Source organism: Bradyrhizobium sp. Kon56 (genome assembly GCF_055807635.1).
Window position 1 is genome coordinate 44,347 of sequence record NZ_JBVVOU010000001.1, and the last position, 18,692, is coordinate 63,038.

At 61.6% G+C, this 18,692-nt stretch carries 18 protein-coding genes; 7 read left to right on the forward strand and 11 right to left on the reverse strand.

The features are described from left to right. Window positions 1-84 precede the first annotated feature (84 nt). The 3 genes from AC0L3B_RS00190 (at window position 85) to AC0L3B_RS00200 (ending at window position 4,216) form a co-directional block, all read left to right on the forward strand. Window positions 85-1,416: a TadE/TadG family type IV pilus assembly protein gene (locus AC0L3B_RS00190; RefSeq protein ID WP_473379879.1), complete on the forward strand. Its 1,332-nt coding sequence runs from the start codon at window positions 85-87 to the stop codon at window positions 1,414-1,416. A gap of 409 nt (window positions 1,417-1,825) precedes the next feature. Next, window positions 1,826-2,773 (forward strand): phosphatase PAP2 family protein, encoded by a 948-nt coding sequence (locus AC0L3B_RS00195; RefSeq protein ID WP_085352062.1) that lies wholly within the window; start codon window positions 1,826-1,828, stop codon window positions 2,771-2,773. A 396-nt stretch (window positions 2,774-3,169) separates the two neighbouring features. Then, a complete protein-coding gene (locus AC0L3B_RS00200) occupies window positions 3,170-4,216 on the forward strand; it encodes a sensor histidine kinase (protein WP_473379880.1) in 1,047 nt (348 codons plus the stop codon). 9 nt (window positions 4,217-4,225) lie between these two features. On the opposite strand, the gene AC0L3B_RS00205 is transcribed toward AC0L3B_RS00200, so the two are convergent. The 7 genes from AC0L3B_RS00205 to AC0L3B_RS00235 all read right to left on the reverse strand — a co-directional run bounded on the left by AC0L3B_RS00205 (window position 4,226) and on the right by AC0L3B_RS00235 (window position 9,162). Then, window positions 4,226-4,675 carry an adenylate/guanylate cyclase domain-containing protein gene (locus tag AC0L3B_RS00205; protein ID WP_473379881.1) on the reverse strand — a complete coding sequence of 150 codons (450 nt, stop codon included), beginning with the start codon at window positions 4,673-4,675 and terminating at the stop codon, window positions 4,226-4,228. A 14-nt stretch (window positions 4,676-4,689) separates the two neighbouring features. Continuing rightward, window positions 4,690-4,923 carry a HAMP domain-containing protein gene (locus AC0L3B_RS00210; RefSeq protein WP_456652541.1) on the reverse strand — a complete coding sequence of 78 codons (234 nt, stop codon included), beginning with the start codon at window positions 4,921-4,923 and terminating at the stop codon, window positions 4,690-4,692. Between the two features lie 103 nt (window positions 4,924-5,026). Then, window positions 5,027-5,371, reverse strand: a complete 345-nt coding sequence (locus AC0L3B_RS00215; protein WP_456652540.1) for a hypothetical protein — start codon at window positions 5,369-5,371, stop codon at window positions 5,027-5,029. Window positions 5,372-5,705: 334 nt separating this feature from the next. Beyond that, window positions 5,706-7,112 carry an invasion associated locus B family protein gene (locus AC0L3B_RS00220; protein ID WP_473379882.1) on the reverse strand — a complete coding sequence of 469 codons (1,407 nt, stop codon included), beginning with the start codon at window positions 7,110-7,112 and terminating at the stop codon, window positions 5,706-5,708. A gap of 358 nt (window positions 7,113-7,470) precedes the next feature. Continuing rightward, window positions 7,471-7,821, reverse strand: a complete 351-nt coding sequence (locus tag AC0L3B_RS00225) for a hypothetical protein (RefSeq protein ID WP_039799972.1) — start codon at window positions 7,819-7,821, stop codon at window positions 7,471-7,473. Window positions 7,822-8,227: 406 nt separating this feature from the next. Next, a complete protein-coding gene (locus tag AC0L3B_RS00230) occupies window positions 8,228-8,509 on the reverse strand; it encodes an HGGxSTG domain-containing protein (RefSeq protein WP_085362219.1) in 282 nt (93 codons plus the stop codon). Next, complete coding sequence (locus tag AC0L3B_RS00235; protein ID WP_247394644.1) at window positions 8,506-9,162, reverse strand: hypothetical protein; 657 nt, start codon at window positions 9,160-9,162, stop codon at window positions 8,506-8,508. The genes AC0L3B_RS00230 and AC0L3B_RS00235 overlap by 4 nt, the downstream gene beginning before the upstream one ends. 441 nt (window positions 9,163-9,603) lie before the next feature. Here AC0L3B_RS00235 and AC0L3B_RS00240 point away from each other — a divergent pair, with 441 nt between their 5' ends. After that, the gene (locus tag AC0L3B_RS00240) at window positions 9,604-10,578 is read left to right on the forward strand and encodes a Bug family tripartite tricarboxylate transporter substrate binding protein (protein ID WP_473379883.1); all 975 of its coding nucleotides are present in this window, start codon (window positions 9,604-9,606) and stop codon (window positions 10,576-10,578) included. Here the strand turns inward: AC0L3B_RS00240 and AC0L3B_RS00245 are convergent. Beyond that, window positions 10,565-11,047, reverse strand: a complete 483-nt coding sequence (locus AC0L3B_RS00245; RefSeq protein ID WP_085352065.1) for an NUDIX hydrolase — start codon at window positions 11,045-11,047, stop codon at window positions 10,565-10,567. The genes AC0L3B_RS00240 and AC0L3B_RS00245 overlap by 14 nt on opposite strands. 102 nt (window positions 11,048-11,149) lie before the next feature. Here AC0L3B_RS00245 and AC0L3B_RS00250 point away from each other — a divergent pair, with 102 nt between their 5' ends. After that, on the forward strand, window positions 11,150-12,274 hold the full coding sequence (locus AC0L3B_RS00250) for a DUF1236 domain-containing protein (protein ID WP_473379884.1): 1,125 nt from the start codon (window positions 11,150-11,152) through the stop codon (window positions 12,272-12,274). A 49-nt stretch (window positions 12,275-12,323) separates the two neighbouring features. Here the strand turns inward: AC0L3B_RS00250 and AC0L3B_RS00255 are convergent, their stop codons facing one another. After that, window positions 12,324-13,280 (reverse strand): lytic transglycosylase domain-containing protein, encoded by a 957-nt coding sequence (locus AC0L3B_RS00255; protein WP_473379885.1) that lies wholly within the window; start codon window positions 13,278-13,280, stop codon window positions 12,324-12,326. Between the two features lie 183 nt (window positions 13,281-13,463). Between AC0L3B_RS00255 and AC0L3B_RS00260 the strand changes: the two genes are divergently transcribed. Beyond that, window positions 13,464-14,492: a L,D-transpeptidase family protein gene (locus tag AC0L3B_RS00260; RefSeq protein WP_247404629.1), complete on the forward strand. Its 1,029-nt coding sequence runs from the start codon at window positions 13,464-13,466 to the stop codon at window positions 14,490-14,492. A gap of 346 nt (window positions 14,493-14,838) precedes the next feature. Here the strand turns inward: AC0L3B_RS00260 and AC0L3B_RS00265 are convergent, their stop codons facing one another. Beyond that, window positions 14,839-15,696 carry a VOC family protein gene (locus AC0L3B_RS00265; protein ID WP_085362223.1) on the reverse strand — a complete coding sequence of 286 codons (858 nt, stop codon included), beginning with the start codon at window positions 15,694-15,696 and terminating at the stop codon, window positions 14,839-14,841. Window positions 15,697-15,843: 147 nt separating this feature from the next. After that, window positions 15,844-17,034, reverse strand: coding sequence for a urate hydroxylase PuuD (locus AC0L3B_RS00270; RefSeq protein WP_085362224.1), 1,191 nt, complete (start codon window positions 17,032-17,034; stop codon window positions 15,844-15,846). 234 nt (window positions 17,035-17,268) lie between these two features. On the opposite strand from AC0L3B_RS00270, the gene AC0L3B_RS00275 reads away from it, so the two are divergent. Beyond that, window positions 17,269-18,609, forward strand: coding sequence for a PQQ-dependent sugar dehydrogenase (locus AC0L3B_RS00275; protein WP_247296324.1), 1,341 nt, complete (start codon window positions 17,269-17,271; stop codon window positions 18,607-18,609). The last annotated feature ends 83 nt before the right edge of the window (window positions 18,610-18,692 follow it).

An 18,692-nucleotide genomic window follows, 5' to 3' on the forward strand; every position in this document is an offset into this window, starting at 1 on the left:
GAAGGCGGTTTGCCAGCATTTTCGCGCGTAACTTAACGTATACTTTAGAGTCCACTGCCTATTGTAGGTTGCAGAGGATTCCCGATGACCTTGAGCCCTTCTTCCGCCGCCACCACGTTGGGTCGCCTAGCCCGGGACGAGCGCGGCAATATCGCCGTCATCTTCGCCATCGCCTTGTTGCCGGTCTTGTCATTCGTCGGCGCTGCGATCGACTACAGCCGCGCCGCCCACGCCCGCACCGCGATGCAGGGTGCGCTCGATTCGGCCGCGCTGATGGTCGCCAAGAACCTGTCCGATGGGAAGATCACGGCTGACCAGGTTCCGACCGCTGGCGCCGCTTACTTCGCCGCACTCTATACCCACACCGGCAGCCAGAACGTCAAGGCGTCCGCCACCTACACCGCCAACAATAGCGGCAAGGGATCGACGGTGACGATGGCGGCGTCGGGCGAAATCAAGAGCCAGTTCATGCAGATTGCCGGCTTTCCAACCCTCGACTTCAGCGTCGGCTCGACCTCGACCTGGGGGAACAACCTGCTGCGCATCGCGCTGGTGCTCGACAACACCGGTTCCATGGGGGGCACCAAGATCAGCAACCTGAAGACCGCATCCAAGAACCTTGTCGACAAGCTCGGGGCGCTGGCGAAGACCCCGGGCGATGTCATGTTCTCCGTGATTCCGTTCGCGAGCGCCGTCAACGTCGGCATCGACAAGGTCTCGGCCACGTGGCTGCGCTGGGATCTATGGGACCCCAGGTCGGAGGATTCCTCCAGCAACTCCTATTGCAGCAGCGGACGGAGCTCCTGGTACACGATGGCGATGTGCAAGGGGCATGGCTACACCTGGAGCCATTCCGTAGGCTCGCCTTCAACTTCGAACTGGAACGGCTGTGTGACCGACCGCGATCAGAGCTACGACGTCTCCGACGCATTGCCATCGGCGCTGACAACGCAATTTGTCGCCGACCAAGACCCGTACTGCCCGGCCAAATTGCTGGCGCTGACCAGCACAGCCAGCACCGTCAAGAGCACCATCGACGCGATGTCGGCGAACGGCGGCACCAATCAGACCATCGGGCTGCACTGGGGCTGGCTGTCGCTGCTGCAGCAAGCGCCGCTGAACGCGCCGGCCGAGGACGTCAACAACGTGTACCAGCACGTGATCATCCTGTTCACCGACGGCCAGAACACGGTCAATCGGTGGAACGGCGACGGGTCCATGACCTCGTCCTCGACTGAACGCGGCAAGATCGACACGCGAATGGAGGCTCTGTGCACCGCCGTCAAGGCCAAGAACACGACCATCTACACGGCGAGCGGCTCGGCAAACTTCTTCATGCTGAGCAACCCCAGCGAAATCGACGCCGCCTTCACCCAGATCGGCACATCCATTTCCAAGCTGCGCGTTTCGAAGTAGCCCCACATATCCATTTTGCTTGAGATTGGCCCGGGGAAGCAAAGGCTGAAACAGCAGGCAGAGCCCGCCAAGGGCGAAATCGCATCCTCACGTGAGCGCCAACGCGCGTCACATGTTGGCTCGGCGGCTGACCTTCGCGCGAGCGATCGTGACGTCCGTTCGCGAGCTAGACCGGACCGTCGCTCATGGAAAGCGGAAGTCGCAGTTGACCCGAAGCGGACGTGAGCTCCCTCGGAGCCTACGGTCAGCCGATGATTCAATGCGAACACGCGTAGTCAGATTTGATGAGCAGCGCGGAACCCATCGAGTCCAACACGCTGAATTTGTATAAGCCAAATTAAACAATCATTAGATGAGCATCAGATATTGATGCTCCAGAAGGGGTCAGGGATCCCGAACGATGCGATAGATGGACAGAGTGATGCGAAATGAAGGCTTTGTCTTTGCCGTCCTCAATGCTTATCGGTTCAGCGAAATTCTGCGCTTGTGGATCGCAATTGCGATTGTTGCAGCCGTTGACCTCGTATGGCTTCGCGCCGCTGGGATGACGATGGCTATCGATCCGACGCAAGCGATTGCGTTCTGTGCTGCTGCTCTTCTCTCCTTTGTTTACACGAGGTTGAGGCCGGATCGGCGTATCGCTGAGCTTGCCACGGCTTTGGCTCAGATCATTGCCTTTACGGTCGTGGGCGCGATCCTGAGTTATCTAACCATCACGGCAAAGTTTCCGTTGGTCGATTCCCAGCTGGCCGGTGTCGACACCCTGCTGAGACTGAATTGGCTGGCTTTCTTTGAGTGGGTTGAGGTCAGACCAATTATCAAAGCGGTCCTCGCAGTCGCGTATCACAGCTGTATGCTGCAGGTCGCCATCTTGTTGGTGTGGCTGAGTGCGTGCGGGCGATTTGAAAGGATGCGAGAGTTTGTTTGGCTGTTCGTAACATCGCTCCTCGTGATTCTTCCGATCTCATGGAGACTGCCGGCAGCGAGCGCATGGGTCTACTTTGGCGTCGTCGAACGCGTCGACGCGTATCATTTGATCGATTTCAACGCACTCCGAAGCGGCGAGATGACACGCATTTCGTTGACGCACGTGAATGGTCTGATCACATTTCCTTCGTTCCACGCTGCGCTGGCCACAATACTTATATACGCCAGCCGAGGCGTGAAGATGCTTTTCCCACTATACCTTGTCTTGAACTTGCTGATGCTTGCTGCAACACCTACTGTAGGCGGCCACTATTTCATCGATATCATCGCCGGTGCGGGCATCGTTCTCTGCCTCGCTTGCCTTCGACAGCTTCGCTGGGGCGTTTTGTTTGCGCGATGGAACACCTCGCCATCGCACGCGGCCGGATAGTCATCCACGCTCTGCAAGCGACAGAGCGATTTGTCTTGGCAGAGGTCATCAAACGACAAACAGATTGAAGTTCGCTTGTGGCCCGAAGGCGAAGGTCGCCATCGCCTGCGGTACACCGGAGCGGGGGCCAGCCGACATCGAGAACACGCGGGCAAACCGACGCGAATGACCCGGAACGGACATCGCCCGGGTCTGGTCGATGTCGCCGGCGCGCCCGGTGTAGTGGCACCCCCATCTGGCCCGAAACTGATCTATCGCAGCGCCCGGCGTGGACCGCTTTGACCAACCATCGACATTGCATTGCCGAGAATTTTGGCTTTAGGCTTGGGCAACGTGTCAGGAGTTGCGCGCATGGGCGGGGACACAGGTAGCCTTTTCTTGTCGGGGGGCGGCGAGATGGGCGCTCTCACAAGAGCGTTTGACTGGTCAAAAACATCGCTCGGCTCGCCGGAAGCGTGGCCGCAAAGTCTTCGGGTCACGGTGCGGCTCGTTCTTACCTCACGCCACCCGATGTTCATTTGGTGGGGACCGGACCTCATCCAGTTCTATAACGATGCGTATCGCGAAACGATGGGTCCCGAGCGGCATCCGAGCGCCTTGGGCGCGGGCGGCCGTGAATGCTGGGATGAAATATGGGACATCATTGGTCCCCAGATTGAATACGTCATGGCAGGTAAGGGGGCGACGTGGCATGAGGATCAATTGGTGCCTGTAACCCGCCACGGTCGGCGCGAGGATGTCTGGTGGACGTACAGCTTCGGTCCAATTGACCTTGAAGATAAAGTCGGCGGCGTACTCGTTGTCTGTAAAGACGTCACCTCCGAGCACATGGCAAGGGAAGCCCTGAAGCTTATCAACGAAGAGCTAAAGCACCGGTTCAAGAACACCTTTGCTGTGCTTGGTGCTGTTGCCAGCCAAACATTTCGTGACGTATCGAGCCGCGCCGATCTTGAAAAGTATAAGGCACGACTTGCCGCGTTCGGACGAGCACACGCCTTGCTGACTGCGGCGAATTGGGCTGCTGCCCCACTTCGAGATGTCGTCAACACCGCCCTGAGCCCTTACAGAACAGGCGAAGGCCGGATTACGACGTCCGGTCCTCCGCTTGTTCTCGGATCGCAACAGGCTCTCGCCCTTTCCTTAGCGGTTCACGAGCTCGCCACCAATGCAGTAAAGTATGGCGCTCTGAGCGTGACAAGCGGCCGGGTGTCCATCGTGTGGTCAACCGAAGGTCAGGCGGGTGATCAAAAATTCGTCTTCGTCTGGCAAGAATTCGGCGGTCCATCTGTGTCGGAGCCCGCCGATAAAGGCTTCGGTTCGCAACTCATTTCGGGGGCGCTGGAATACGACTTCAGAGGGTCGGTTGCGGTGTCCTATGAATCGACCGGACTCACTTGCCGCCTCACGGCTCCGCTCGAAAATCTGGAAATGTCACCACAATAGTGGGAGCTTTTACCCGACCCATGTTGACTGCCGCGAGGACGAGGAGCCCCTCACGGGCCCGCCGTCATGTCGGGTCCTGTCCACCGGCGCCTCGCCGGTCGCGATCCCGATCCTTAGATCGCATTGCTCCATTGGAGTTGCGCGAACGCCAAGTAGCTCAGGAATCTCCTCGCGCAATTCTCCGATACGTTCGATCATTTCCAGGGAGGCGAGGCATGCAAGGCGGGCATGATCGGCCTCATCGACGAAAGGTGGGTCCCAATAAGCCATGATGCCGTCGCCGATATACTTGTCGATGATCCCTCGGTTGTTCCGGATTGGTTCGGACATGACCGAAAGGCAGTGGTTCATGACCTTGACGAGACCTTGCGCGGTCACGCCTTCGCTAAGGCTGGTGAAGCCCTTCAAGTCGCAGAACAACACAGTCATCACCCGGCGCTGGCCTTCGGCGGCCGCCAAATTTGGGTGATCGATCAGCCTTCAACGACGCGCAGATCGATGTATTTTCCGAATGTTTCCTTGATGCGTTGGTTGTTGCGCAATTGCACAATCATTCGATTGAAGGCGGCAGCCAGTTGTCCGATTTCGTCAGTCGCCCTTACATCGATTGATTGATCGAGCTGACCCGCTTCCACCGCGCGGGCACCTTCAAGCAATAGTCGGACAGAGCGAATGATGCCGCCGCTGACCAGATTGGCGAAGATCAATCGACGATCGCGGCAAGCAGCGTCACGATGGCCGAGGTCAGCGCCACCTGGGTCTGTTTCGACCTCACTTTTGCGATAGCCCCCTCGCTGACGGTCAGCATACTCAATCGAATAGCACTGACCTTCTCATCCAGTCGTCGCGAACAGCGTCTGCTCGCGCAAGGCTGCGTCTCGCCGCTGGAAAGTCTCTCGCCTCAAGGTGTGAAAGTAGCTCTCTGGTCTCCTGCTTCAGCTGGCGGCGAGTATCGTCCAGATTTTCAATCCGGTTGTCCATGCGCGCCAGGGCTGCGTTGTCCGATGGTGTACTTGTGTCTTCAATGATCGAATTGATCAGTGTCCGCGCGGCTTGCGCTTCGCTTTCGACCTCGGCTCCCTTCTCGTTGTAGAGCTCCAAGCGGGCTCTATATCCGAGCACATCGGGCGGCTCCTGCATCTTCGCGATCACCATGCGGCGGAGCCCGAGGCCTCGTTCGAGCGATAGAGTATTGATCCGTGTCAGACGGGGCGTTGATAGGTGCGTAACGTGCAGAGAGCTCATCAAGCAGGTAGCCGACTCGCCTGACCATCGCGATCGATAGGACCGACGTCACGAGCATGAGGATGATCAGTCGACAGCGATTGCTACAATTCGCTGCCGGATTGACTGCTTGATCGTCGATCCGGAGAATTTTTTCAGTCCGTTAAGAGCGAGGATCCGTTGTCTCGTGCTCCGTAGAGGCATATCCGACGTACTCACAGTCGAGCTTCCATTCGGTCAGCCCCGTCAGGCGGTCCAACTCCATTCATTCTTCAGTCAGGCTGAAATCGAAAGTTTCGGCAGGCGGGTCTTGGTGAACAGCCCCGAACTGGCTCAGCGGCAACTTTATCGTCACCGAAGAGGAGTAAAGGTCTGTGAGTTCGAGTTTGAGCTGTTGGCCGGCTTCCATTTGAGCCGCCACCGTTGGTTCAATTCCACGTGCTGCGATGCAGATGTTGGTGAGACACCAGGTGAAAGGAACCTGGACAGGACTGCCTTGATCTACCGTCACCTTGACTCCCTGCTGCAGATTTGCCCCTTGCGGAACGAACAGCTGCAGGCGAGCGGGACCGTCAGCTCGTTCGATCAGATCGACACGGGCCACGACCTGATCGAGATCGTCCGTGGCGGTTGACGTCGATCGGCATATGTTGGTTCGATCGGATGAGGCGAAACAAAGCTTTTTCCAGGTTGAGAAATGGATGTTCTCAGGCAGCCGCAATCGTGGCGGCTTCGACGGAGGCTCCCGCTGGGCAGAAGGGCCGTTGACTGGCTGCCCAAGCGGCGGAGCGGTCGCTGAATGCTTCTCCAGAAATTGCGATACCAAGGGCGACCAGATCGGCACCGCGTCGGCGAAATCGATCATGAAGTGCCCGTCGGTCCCAAAGGACGGGAGCATACGATAATCGGCATTTCCGCCCGCTTCGACAAAGGCCTGATGCATCCGCATCGTCAATTCCGGACCGAAGTAGCTGTCGTTTTCCGCGTAGATCCAAAGCATCGGTGCGCGTGCGGTACGGCCGAATTCGCTGGTGGCGGCAACGAGCTTGTCGGGAGCACAATTGTTGTTGGGTTTGCCGTCAACTCGGCCTCCGCGTCCCGCTGCAAAGGTAATGATGGCCTGAACTGATGACGGGTTTAGGCTCCCAAGAGCAATCGAGCCCCATCCGCCGCCCGACTGGCCAACGACGATGACCTTACCCGGCTGTATCATCTTCTTCTTGCTCATGTAGTCGATGACCCACTCGTTCAGAGTGGCGATGGCGAGCCCGGAACCACGGAAGTTTGGGTTGTCGCAGCTACCGACGTGGGCAAAGACGGCTCCGTAGAGACCCTGATCTTTATCATCGAGACTGCTGGCCCCGTACCTGATGGGCGAGATGACCACATAACCGCGACGTGCAAACCAACGTGCCGCGTCCCGATACTCGATCGCCGGAAACATCGTCCGCTGGTTGGCTTCCAGCGAAATTCCATGGTTCATAACCACTAGCGGAAACGGACCATCTCCGACCGGCCGTACCAGGAAGGCAAGCACCGGCAGTGGAAACGGCAGCGCCCAAATTTCCTCTTGGATTACTTGTCCCGCAGTTCGGTGATCTGCCGCGGCTGGGGAATGGACTGCCGAGGGGAAAGCCAGCAAAAGAAGAATGGCCAGCAAGTGCTTCAGCATCTTCTTTCTCCGACGATCTGGTCTGGGTCTGACGCTAGGTCTCGGAGGCAGGAATCCGTTGATTTGGATCAAAGCGACCAACGGCAAGTTCCCGACGTCGTGCGGCTTAGTGGCCTAGCAAAAAAAGCGTCGTCGGAAACTCGGATGAGCGTGCACGGCCTTTCATGCGGCTCCTGGCTTTTTGACGGCCTTAGGGGCTGTTTCGAGCTTTAACCCCGCCGCCGCTATCGTCGTTGGTCTGCTTGTGGGCCTGAAGGCGAAGTATCCGGCACGCCGGCAGCTAGGGCCATAGCGGACATCGAGAATACGCGGGCAAATCGGTGCGAATGACCCGAAGCGGAGCACCTTGAAAGTGAGGTCAAGTCATAAATCCGGGCATGAAGCATCGGACGCGCGGATGGCCGTCTATGTAATGCCTCCAGACCATTGTACGGCCGAAGCGGTTTGGTTCTGTGACAACCGCACCGTCAGGTACGAGCACCCATTCGCCATCGATGAGGACGCGGTAACGGCCCCGACTGGACTCCCAATCGGCATCGGACACTATGTATCCGTCGGCATCAGTACAGCACTTTCCAAATTCGCTCTGCAAGCTTTCAAACCAAGACTTCAGCGGAGAGTGGTCGTATCGGCCATCGTCGCGTGCAAGGACCGGCGTCAGTAGCAACGCTGAACCCAGCAACGATGCCGCAAGTTTCGCTGGAAACATCTGTTTGCCTCCGCGATATTCGCCGGCCGATCCGCTGGCTTGGTGCGGCTTAGGCTGGCAACCCGGAAACTAAATCCGTTGCAACTGCCGCTGACGATCCTCGATGCTGTGATGGGACAGTTCATTCCCATCCCCACTGAGGTGAGTCCGGAAATTCGAGCGAAGGTTCAAATACGACAACGCTTCAACTAAAGGTCAGTGCAGCTGCTTCTTTGGCCTAGCCTGCCCTTAGCCGACCTCTGGGCTGGCGCCGAACTTGTCCGCTCATGACGGCGTAGCCGACCAAAGCCCTCACAGACTTAAGGAAATGACCCACGGTGCATGAGTCTGCACGGCATCTGTTGCGGATCTCCACAACCGCGTTCGTCAACGACGATTGCGATCTACGGTGCATCGCCTTTATGGCCTATTCGGCAACTCGCGACAGCTCCGCAAGGAGCTTCAACGCATCATTCAGCACGGCCCGATCCCGCGCTCGTTCAGCGGCCGCATCACCCGTGAATTCGCCATGCGTCCGCGCATTCTGATTTCCCTTCGGCGCGCCTGATCTCCGTGCGCCGCCGTGCATGCGGCAGCGAGACTTGCCGTGCACTGCAGGCGCGCGGCAGGCGAGGCCGCTGCGCGTCCCGGCGCCGCAGCGCGGGCTCGTCCACATCGCGCCGGTGTTGCGGATGTGATCGCCGCTCATGCATTGCTGCCCTGTCTGGATTCGGCCCGTTCGTATTCGCCGGCCTCACGCGGCGGGACCAGTCCTGCGGCTGCCGCAGCGTGCGGCTCCGCGACGATCATGCTGGCGTGCTGGGTCACGTTGCCCACGATCGCCCTGCCGCCGTCCTGCACCGACAAGTTCCGGACCGTGATCGCGCGCTCGCCGTTGTTGCGGTGGCGGCTGAGTGCCTCGATCTGGCTTGCGAAGGTGCGGGCCAGCCGGGTCAGCGCGCGTGTGAGGCTCTCCTGCTGCGGAATGTCGTCGGTGAGGGCGAGGCGGCAGGCAGAACGCATCGTTGCGGCGTGAACGGACACCATCTGCACTGCGAGCATGGCCTCGATCGAGTCCTTCGGCGCGATGCTCTTCACCAGCGAGATCATGAAGGCGAGATTGGCTTCATCGGGCTTCCGTCCGGTCACGCTGGCCTTCACCAATTGCTTGAGGAGACCATGCAGCGCGTCGCGATCGGCGGCGCCGAGCGCCTCCGCCAGCAGCCGTTCGCCGGCTTGGGGGTCGGCATGGCGGATCGCAATCCCCCGCTTGTAGAGCTTGATCCGCGGGCTCGCGTCGGGGCCGCTGCGATCGTTTGCCGCAACCGGCAGCGTGCTGTGGCGTTTGGCAGATGTCGTCATGTGCTGTGTCCTTTGCCCGCGCGGGCTCACTGCGCGCGACATCGATCGCTCGCTGCGCGCTTATTTGATTTTCGAGATGTTGATGAAGGGCTTACGCGCAATCGCCGCGCGACGCCCCGTGGTCGGGCGGCGTGGACGCTGACGATTGTTGCGATGATGGTATTCTGCCGGTGTTTTGCCCGACGTGTCAAACGAAGATTGCGAAGCGCGCAATCCTTGTTCGTGCAAATCCTCGTTCGTGCAAGTCCTTGATCTCGCAAGCGTCGGCTACTGTGCATGGGGTTGTTTTTGCGTTTTTTTGTTTCGAACCGGCTCCGACCTGCCGCGCGACGGAATGCCGGCTTGCAAACGCGATTGCGAAATCCGGCGCGGCCGCTCATCATGATCCGCGAATGCGCCGCGGCCCGCAGAAGTGGCGCGATTCGTCTGGGGAGAGAACGAATGCAACGAACGCTTCGCCTGCTGGCGATCGTCGCCGGATTGTGCGTGACGACGGAGGCCTTCGCGCAAAAATATCCGGTGCGGCCGGTCAAGATCATGGTCGGCTTCAGCGCGGGCGGCCCGGTCGACCTCGTCGCGCGCATCGTTGCCGATCGGCTGAGCAACAAGCTCGGACAAGCTTTCGTGGTCGAGAACCGCGCCGGCGCCAACGGCATGATCGCGGCCGGTGGCGTCGCGCGTGCGGAAGGCGACGGCTACACGATGCTGGCCTGCAACTCCTCCACCATCACGCTCAACAAGACGCTGTTCAAGGATATCCGCTACGACCCGGAAAAGGACTTCGCGCCGCTCACCACCGTCGTGTCGGCGCCGCTCGTGCTGGTGGTCAATCCGGAGAATCCCAGGACGGCCAACATCAACACCGTCGCCGATCTCGTCGCCGCGGCAAAGGCTGCGCCCGGCGCGCTTGCCTACGGCTCGGGCGGCAACGGCAACCTTGCCCATCTCGCCATGGAGCTGCTCAGCGAGAGGGCCGGCGTCAAGATGATCCACGTGCCCTATCGCGGTGGTGCTGCGTCCGAGGTCGGTATCCTCGCGCAGGAGGTCCTGGCAGTGTTCGATCCCTTGTCCGCCGTGCCGCTGGTGAAGGCCGGCAAGCTGCGCGCGCTCGCGGTGTCCTCCGCCGAGCGGCTGCCGGCGTTGCCTGATGTGCCGACCGTCGCGGAAGCCGGCTATCCCGGCTTCGACATCTCGTTCTGGGTCGGCTTCTTCATGCCGAAGGCAACCCCCGCGCCGACGCTCGAGATGCTGCACCGGGAGATCGTCGCCGCAGCCAACGATCCGCTGTTACGGGAGCGGCTGGAGACGCAGGGCGTCGTCAGCGTGCTGAGTTCGGCCGACTACGCCGCCAAGATCGCGAAGGAGATCAAGGAACTCGCCGAAGTGGTGGCGGCGGCGAACATCAAGGCGGAGTAGGGCGTCTGCTTGGCGTGCTGCCGGCCACCTGAGCCAGCCGCTCGAGCAGCGGGCGCTGTCCTGCGTTGATCTTCTCGTGCGCTGCTGCGAGCGTGAACCATTCGGCACGATCGACCTCCGGGAAGGTCTGACGTTTGCCGCTGCGTGGCGGCCATTCCATCTCGAATGTGTTGCTGCGAATGCTGCGCAAATCGACGTCGAACTCGGCCGCGAACGCGGTGACGATCTTGCCGCCGCGCTGCCTGACCTGGCCAAGCGAAGTCAGCGGCGTGGACAGCTCAAGCCCAAGCTCCTCGGCAAACTCCCGTCGCGCGGCGGTTTCTGCGTCTTCGTCTGCGTACTCGCCCTTCGGAATCGACCATGCCCCGAGGTCCTTGTTGCGCCAGAACGGTCCTCCGGGATGAACGAGCAGAACCTCGAGCTCCCCGCGTTTGCGATAGGCAATGATCCCGGCGCTTTTCGATGGCATCGCAGGTTCCGTTCAGGCGGCGCATTCGGCCGGGAAAAAGTGGAACAGACGCTTTTAGCGCAGGTTAATAGCCAACGCTTTGACCGAACAAGGGAGTGAACCATGATCCGCCTGTTGGCAACGACCGCCTTAGGGCTGGTGCTGGCGAACGCCGCCTTTGCGCAATCGCCAAGCAGCAACACCAAGTCTGAGCAAACGCCGCAATCCCAGTCCAATTCCGCAGCTCCGTCCAACACGTCGCCGTCTGGCGCGGCACAAACACAGCAGTCGCCATCGCAGCCGCAGCAATCATCAACGCCCGGAGCGTCGACACAGAATACCCAGGCGACCACTCCGTCTTCCGGATCGGCCAATTCCGGCTCCGGGACCAACGCCACCAACAGCGCGGGCACGTCCTCGCGGCCGCCCAGTGGTACGGCAAACTCCAACGCGGCCGGCAACCAGCCCGCCTCGCAGCAGAGCGCCAATCCGCCGGCGGCGAACTCGAACCAGACGCAGGATCGCTCCAACCCTCCGTCGAACAATACCAATCAGGCGCAGCAGGCGCCTGGTTCATCTGGTACCAACCAGGCCCAGCAATCGCCAAACACGCCGAGCAGCAATCAGGCGCAAGACCAGCGGACCGGTGCCAATTCACAGGCCGCCGCCCGCACTGACGTCAACCTCAACAAGCAGCAGGAGACCAAGATCAGCGCGTCCATCTCGCATCTCAACGTGCGGCCGCTGACCAGCGTCAATTTCTCGCTCAACGTCGGCACGGTGGTGCCGCGCGATGTCCAGCTATCGACGCTGCCACCCGATGTGGTCGAGATCGTGCCGCAATATCGCGGCTACAGCTTTGCGCTGGTGAAGGATGAAATCGTCGTGGTCGATCCGGCGACATACAAGATCGTAACCGTGCTGCCGTACTCGGGACAATCCACCGCGACAACGACGACCACGCGTGAGCGCAGCGCCAGCAAGTTTTCGGATCGCGATCGCGAAGTGATCCGCAAGCATGCGAAGACCCGCACCGAGGGACGGAGCGAACGACAGACCACCGGCAGCACCGCGCGGTCCGAAATCCATGTTGGTGACCGCGTTCCCGAGAGTGTCGAGGTCGAGGAATTCCCGAGCACCGTCTATCGGGACGCGCCCGACCTCCGCGAGTACCGCTACATCCACCGCGATACGCGGACCTATGTCGTCGAGCCCCGCGAACGCCGCATCATCGAGGAGATCGACTAGTTCGCGGCCACTGGAAGCCGCTCCATAGAGCGGCTTCCGGATTTGCGCATCAGCCCGAAGATCGTTCGCGCGCTGCAAAACGGATGGCGCGGGCCTTCGCGCTCTTTCCCGCCGCACGCGCGGCGATCATGCTGCGTGCCTTGCCGTGGGTGTTCTTCCGGATCAGAGACGCGAGCCGCTTGCGTGCGTGGCTGGCGGTCAATCGCGCCGCCAGTTGCTCGGCCTTGCGAATGATGGTGGCGACCGAGGGCGTCAGGTTCACCGGAACCCAGGCGACGTCCTTCGTCTTGGACAGGCTGCCGATGCCATCGCAGGGTGCTTCGCGCGGCAGGTCGATCCGGATCGCGAGGGCTTCCGCGCGTTCGGTCCAGTCCTCGGCCCTGGTGCCGGTGATGATGCGGACATAGTCGCGTGTCTCACGCGGCAGCTCGCTCTCTTTGGCGAGCCATTTCTGGATTCGGCCGGGACCTGCGTTGTAGGCGGCTGCGGCAAGGCCGAGATTGCCGAAATCGTCGCGCAGCTTGCGCAGGAACTTGGCGGATGCCGGCAGCGCCTTCATCGCATCGAACGGATCATCTAGCCCGACCTCCGCTGCCGTTTCCGGCATGAACTGCGCGACGCCCTGCGCGCCGGCCTGGCTGACCTCGTTGGACTTGAAGCGGCTCTCCTGCCAGATCAAACGCGCGAAGAACGGCACGGGAATGCCGCTGGCTTCGGCAGCTCCGCGAAGCGCGTGGCAGAAGCGTTCCGTCGGCGAAACCGGCGCCTGCGCGACGGGTTCGACCGTATCCGGCGGCTCGGGGGTCTCCTCATAGGCCGCACGCGCATTGGCGAGCTCGAGGGCCTGCACGCTTGCAAGGAACAGCTCGACCACCGGAACAAGTGACGAGGCCTGAGTGTTTTGAAGAACGGCGTGATCGAAAGCTGATGGTTGGCGGGACGCCGACGGATCGAAGTCGCACATCAGAATCATGAACGCGGCGCACGCCGCGACGACAAATCGCATTGCTGGAGCAACCTCGAACTGTGGGTGAACGGCCAGCGATGCGCCGGCGATAAGGAGTTATTAACCGAGCGATTGCGGCAAAGCTGCGGTCTCGTCGGTTCCCACGGTGTTACTACGGTGTTCCCGCCGGAAACTCTTTGCTCCGCGAATTTGCGGGGGCGTTGGCGAATGGGGACGAGCGAGATGATGCGGTGGATGCTTGGCGCGGTGATTTCGCTGGCGGCGATCTCTTCGGCGCTTGCGGGCAATCTCGATGCGGCAGCGGTAAACGATGCTGCGCGTCCCGCAAAGCAACCTGCTAGCGACAAGCTCAACGCCGCGATCGTGAAGCTTCAGATTCTGCTCGACCGTGCGCGGTTCTCGCCCGGGGAGATCGACGGCAAGCTCGGAGAGAACGCGCAGAAGGCACTGAAAGCATTCGCCGAGCAGAACGGCGTTGCATCGGATAAAACGATCGCGCCCGAGCTTTGGGACAAGTTGAACGCCGCGAGCGAAGGCGCCGTCCTCGTCGAATACAAGATCACGGACGCGGATGTGAAGGGCCCGTTTCTGAAGGAGCTGCCCGGCAAGCTTGATGACATGAAGCCGCTGAAGGCGCTGAGCTACACCAGCCCGCTCGAAGGGCTTGCCGAGAAATTCCACATGAGCGCCGATCTGCTCAAGGCGCTCAACCCGGCCTTCGACAAGGTGGGAGCGACCATCGTCGTTGCAAACGTTCCGGCGCGGCGAGAGCTTCCGAACATCGCGCGGCTCGACGTCGACAAAAGGAACGGGACGCTGAAAGCATTCGACCAGGGCGCCACCCTGATCGCGTTCTATCCCGCGTCAATCGGAAGTCCGGATCGTCCGACGCCGAGCGGTACGCTCAAGGTCACCAGCACCCACGAGAATCCGGTTTATCACTACAACCCTGACTACAAGTTCAGAAGCGTCAAATCGAAACAGCCGTTCGATGTTCAGCCGGGCCCGAACAATCCGGTGGGAGCATACTGGATCGGCTTGTCCGCACAGGGGTACGGCATCCACGGAACGGCGGAGCCCGACAGGGTCAGCAAGTCCGCGTCGCATGGCTGCGTCAGGTTGACCAATTGGGACGTGCGCGCGCTGGGCGAGCACGTCAAGCGCGGCACACCGGTGGTCTTTCTGGATGCGCCGACGGACTCCTCGTCCGAGCAGCGGCGGAAGTCCGGCGGTAGGCGCGCCTCGAACTAGTCTTTGGGAAAGTCCTTGCGCATCGCGATTTCGGCGGCATCACCGGGCGACAGCACGGTCTGGTCGAACGCTGCTTGCCCTCGTCATGATATCGTAGAGCGAGATGCCCTTGATGGCTTGCCCATGAGCTCGCGGACGCAGTCGGCGAGCGTGCCGTTGTAGACGGGATAGGGCGGACCTCGATCCTTTTGCCTCTGGCCCTTCAGCGACGGTCACTTCTTCAGTTCGGCCGGCGCGTCATAGGCGACCGGCGATATCTCTTTGAACATGCGCTTGGCCCTGAAGGCGCGGGTAGCCCCGAAGCCTGGGGCCGCCCTGTAGACGCTCGTTGAAGAATTAGTTCAAATCAGCCGGCAACAAAGGCGAGCAGGGTGCCGTTCGCCTTGGCCGGCGGCACGCAGATCGCAGGTCCGCTGCGCACGGCTGCCGAACCAAGCGCCTTGTCGGTGGCAGCGAGATCGCCGCTGACAAGCACCAGGGCAGCGCCACCGCGTTCGGAAAGACCCGCGAGCGGCACGCCGGGATAACGTTTGCCGAGCTGCTCCAGCGTCAAGTAAACGAATTCGGCACGATCGCCACCGGAGGGCACGGTCACTGCGCCGTCGGCTTCAGCCTTCGGCTCGCGGTCGATCAGCTGTCCCAGATCCGCGGCTTCCTTCGCGGGCTCGGGCGTCGCGATCAATGTCTGCTTGATCCGCTTGGCCGCATTGGCGTGCTTCATCAGCTCGGGAATCCACACCGTCTCTGGCGTCTTGTGCTGGCAGGCAAAAATGCGCACGCCGCCGGGCGCTTCTGCGGTCGGCCACATGAAGGTGCGGAATTTCGCCGCCGAGATCGTGCCATCAGGCAGCGTCACGGGCCGTTCGAAATCGGTCGGGCCGATCGGCTCCAGGCCACGCGCGCGGATTTCCTCCGCGCCGGCGGTGGAATCGACCGCTGTGAAGGCGATGCGCTCGATGCCTTCGCCGCGCTGGTCGAGGAAGGCACGCGCCGGCGCGTTGTGCTCGGTCGCCGCGAGCACGCCGAGCAGCTCCATATAATCCGGGTCGAACATGATCGTGTAGTTGCCGGTGCCCATATGTGCGCTGTGGGTGCCGCGCGGCGAGATGGTGAAGCCGAGCTGCCGGTAGTTTTCGGCGGCTTTGTCGAGGTCCTGCACCATGACCACGGCGTGGTCGATACCGATGACGTTCTTGAGGGCCACTGTTCTTTCCCCGAGTGCAAACTGACTGGACCGCCGTCGGCGGCCGCAAATCCTGTCTACGCCGGATAGGCGGTCAAGTCATTTTCAAATCGGTGGGACATGCGGAAATTTCATTCCGTGAAGCGCGATATCTGACACTTGATGGCGTCAGCGCGCCTGCTCGATATAGGCGGCGAGGATGGCGCGCTCCTCGCTGGTCATTTCGGTGATGTTGCCCGGCGGCATTGCATTGGACCAGGCGGCGACGCGGCCGATCAGGCGGATGTTGCGATGGATGTGCTCGGGCGCGTCCAGCAATATGCCCTTCGGCGCGGTGACGATGCCGGCCCAGACCGGTTCGGCGGCGTGGCACATGCTGCAGCGGGACATCACGATCTCCTCGACATTGGCAAGCGTCGGCTGCGCCGACAGCGCGCTTGTCTTGACCTCGCGCGGGCCGGCCGCCGAGAGGAACAGGATCGCGATCACGCCGACCGCTGCGACGCCCCACACCCACCACGGCGATTTGCGCCCGGCGTGCCGCTCGTTGAAGAAATGGCGGATCACGGGGCCGAGCGCCAGGATGATTGCGACGATGATCCAGTTGAAGCGGGTGGCATAGAGCAGGGGATAGTGGTTGCTGATCATCAACACGACGACAGGCAGCGTCAGATAGTTGTTGTGGACCGAGCGCTCCTTGCTGGTCTTGCCGAGCTTCGGATCGGGCGCCTGCCCTGCGAGAAGGGCGGCTACGATCTTCTTCTGGTTCGGGATGATCAGCGCGAAGACGTTGGCAACCATGATGGTGCCGATGATCGCCCCGATCTGGTTGAAGGCACCGCGCCCGCTCAGCACGTGGGTGAAAGCATAGGTCAACGCGACCAGGAACAGATAGCCGCCGATCGCGAAGGGCAGCTCGCGCTGCGCCAGCCCGGTACGGCAGGCGCCTTCATAGAGCAGCCACGCCAGCGCGAGGCTGCAGAGGCTGAACAGGCCGGCCTGGAATGGCGTGAGATCGAGGATCGACTTGTCGACCAGGAACAAATCGGCCTCGAGATAATACACCACCACCATCAGCGCGAAGCCGGACAGCCAAGTGGTGTAGGCCTCCCATTTGAACCAGGTCAGCTCGTCCGGCATCTGCGCGGGCGCGACCAGATATTTCATGATCCGGTAGAAGCCGCCGCCATGGACCTGCCAGGCCTCGCCCTGGACGCCCTCCGGCAGCTTGCTGTCAGGCCTGAGGCTGAGGTCGAGGGCGATGAAATAGAAGGAACTGCCGATCCAGGCAATCGCGGCGACCACGTGCAGCCAGCGGAGCAGCAGGCTCGCCCATTCCGATATGATGGATCCCCACATGATCACCCCAACGGATGCGACTCCAATGCCGCAGCTTCATGACCGCTACCGGCGGTGCCGCCCTTACAATGTGTCGCACCGATCAGCCGCATTTTCCAGTACGATGGGCTGCGGCTGATGCACATCGTGCGGGCATGAGCTGACGTGGGATTCGGCAGGCATTTGACCTGTCGCAGAACGTTTGCGCGTCGATCGGCGTTGATGCGCAATACGTGAAGGCCGGGAGGAAACGATTTGAAGAACAGGATTTCATTCGCGGCGATGTCCGCGGGATGGCTGGCCGCGGTCGCGACCTGCGCACAGGCTGAGGCGGTGCTGCAAGGCAAGGACGCCTACGGCGATTGGCAGGCCGACAAGCCCGGCACGGTCAGGTTGATCCGGCCGCAGGATCTGGTCAGGCCCGGCGCCACGCGGTCGGTTGCGAGTTCGTCGCGCGTGGTGCCGCGCCCGTCGGAGGGGGCGCTTCAGGTACCGGCCGGCTTCAAGATCGAGCTGTTCGCCGAGGGCCTGCGCGCCCCGCGCATCGTGCGCGTGGCGCCGAACGGCGATGTCTTCGTCGCCGAGACGCGCGCGGGCAACATCCGCGTGTTGCGCGCCGGCGATGGCGGCAAGGCCGCGACCAACGAGGTCTTCGCTGCCGGAATGAGGCAGCCGTTCGGCATCGCCTTCTTCCCGAACGGCGACAATCCGCAATGGGTCTACGTCGCCAACACCGACAGCGTCGTCCGCTTTCCCTATCAGGCCGGCGATCTCAAGGCGCGCGGCAAGGCGGAGACGATCGTGGCAAGCCTGCCCCATGACGGCGGTCATTCCACCCGCGACATCGTCTTTACGCCCGACAACAAGCGCATGCTGGTGTCGGTCGGCTCGCTCAGCAACGTCGCCGAGGGCATGGGCACGCCGCCAGGTGGCCTGGAAGCCTGGTCGAAGGCGCAACCGCTCGGCGCAGCCTGGGCGAGCGAAACCGAGCGCGCGACCGTGCTCGCCTTTACCCCCGAGGGCAAGGAGCGGAAGATCTACGCCACCGGCATCCGCAACTGTGTCGGTCTTGCGATCCAGCCGCAGACCGGGCTGCCCTGGTGCTCGACCAACGAGCGCGACGGGCTTGGCGACGATCTCGTGCCTGACTATGTGACGAGCGTGAAGGAGGGCGCGTTCTACGGCTGGCCGTGGTTCTATATCGGCGGCAACGAAGACCCGCGTCACGCCGGAGCGCGGCCGGACCTCAAGGACAAGGTGACGGTACCCGATGTGCTGGTGCAGCCGCACTCGGCCTCGCTCGGCATGACCTTCTATCAGGGCGCGCAGTTTCCGTCCGAATACCAGGGCGATGCTTTCGCGGCCGAGCACGGCTCCTGGAACCGGTCGAAGCGCACCGGCTACAAGGTGATCCGCATCCGGATGAAGGACGGCAAGCCGACCGGCGAGTACGAAGATTTCGTCACGGGGTTTGTGGTGAGCGATACCGAGGTGTGGGGGCGGCCGGTCGGAGTTGCCGTGGCGAAGGACGGATCGCTGCTGGTGTCGGAGGACGGCAACGGGACGATCTGGCGGGTGACAAGCGTGCCGCGATGAAGGTGTACCCTCGCCCCTTGCGGGAGAGGGTGGCTCGCCGCGCAGCGGCGGGACGAGTGAGGTTCTATCGGCGAACTCCTCTG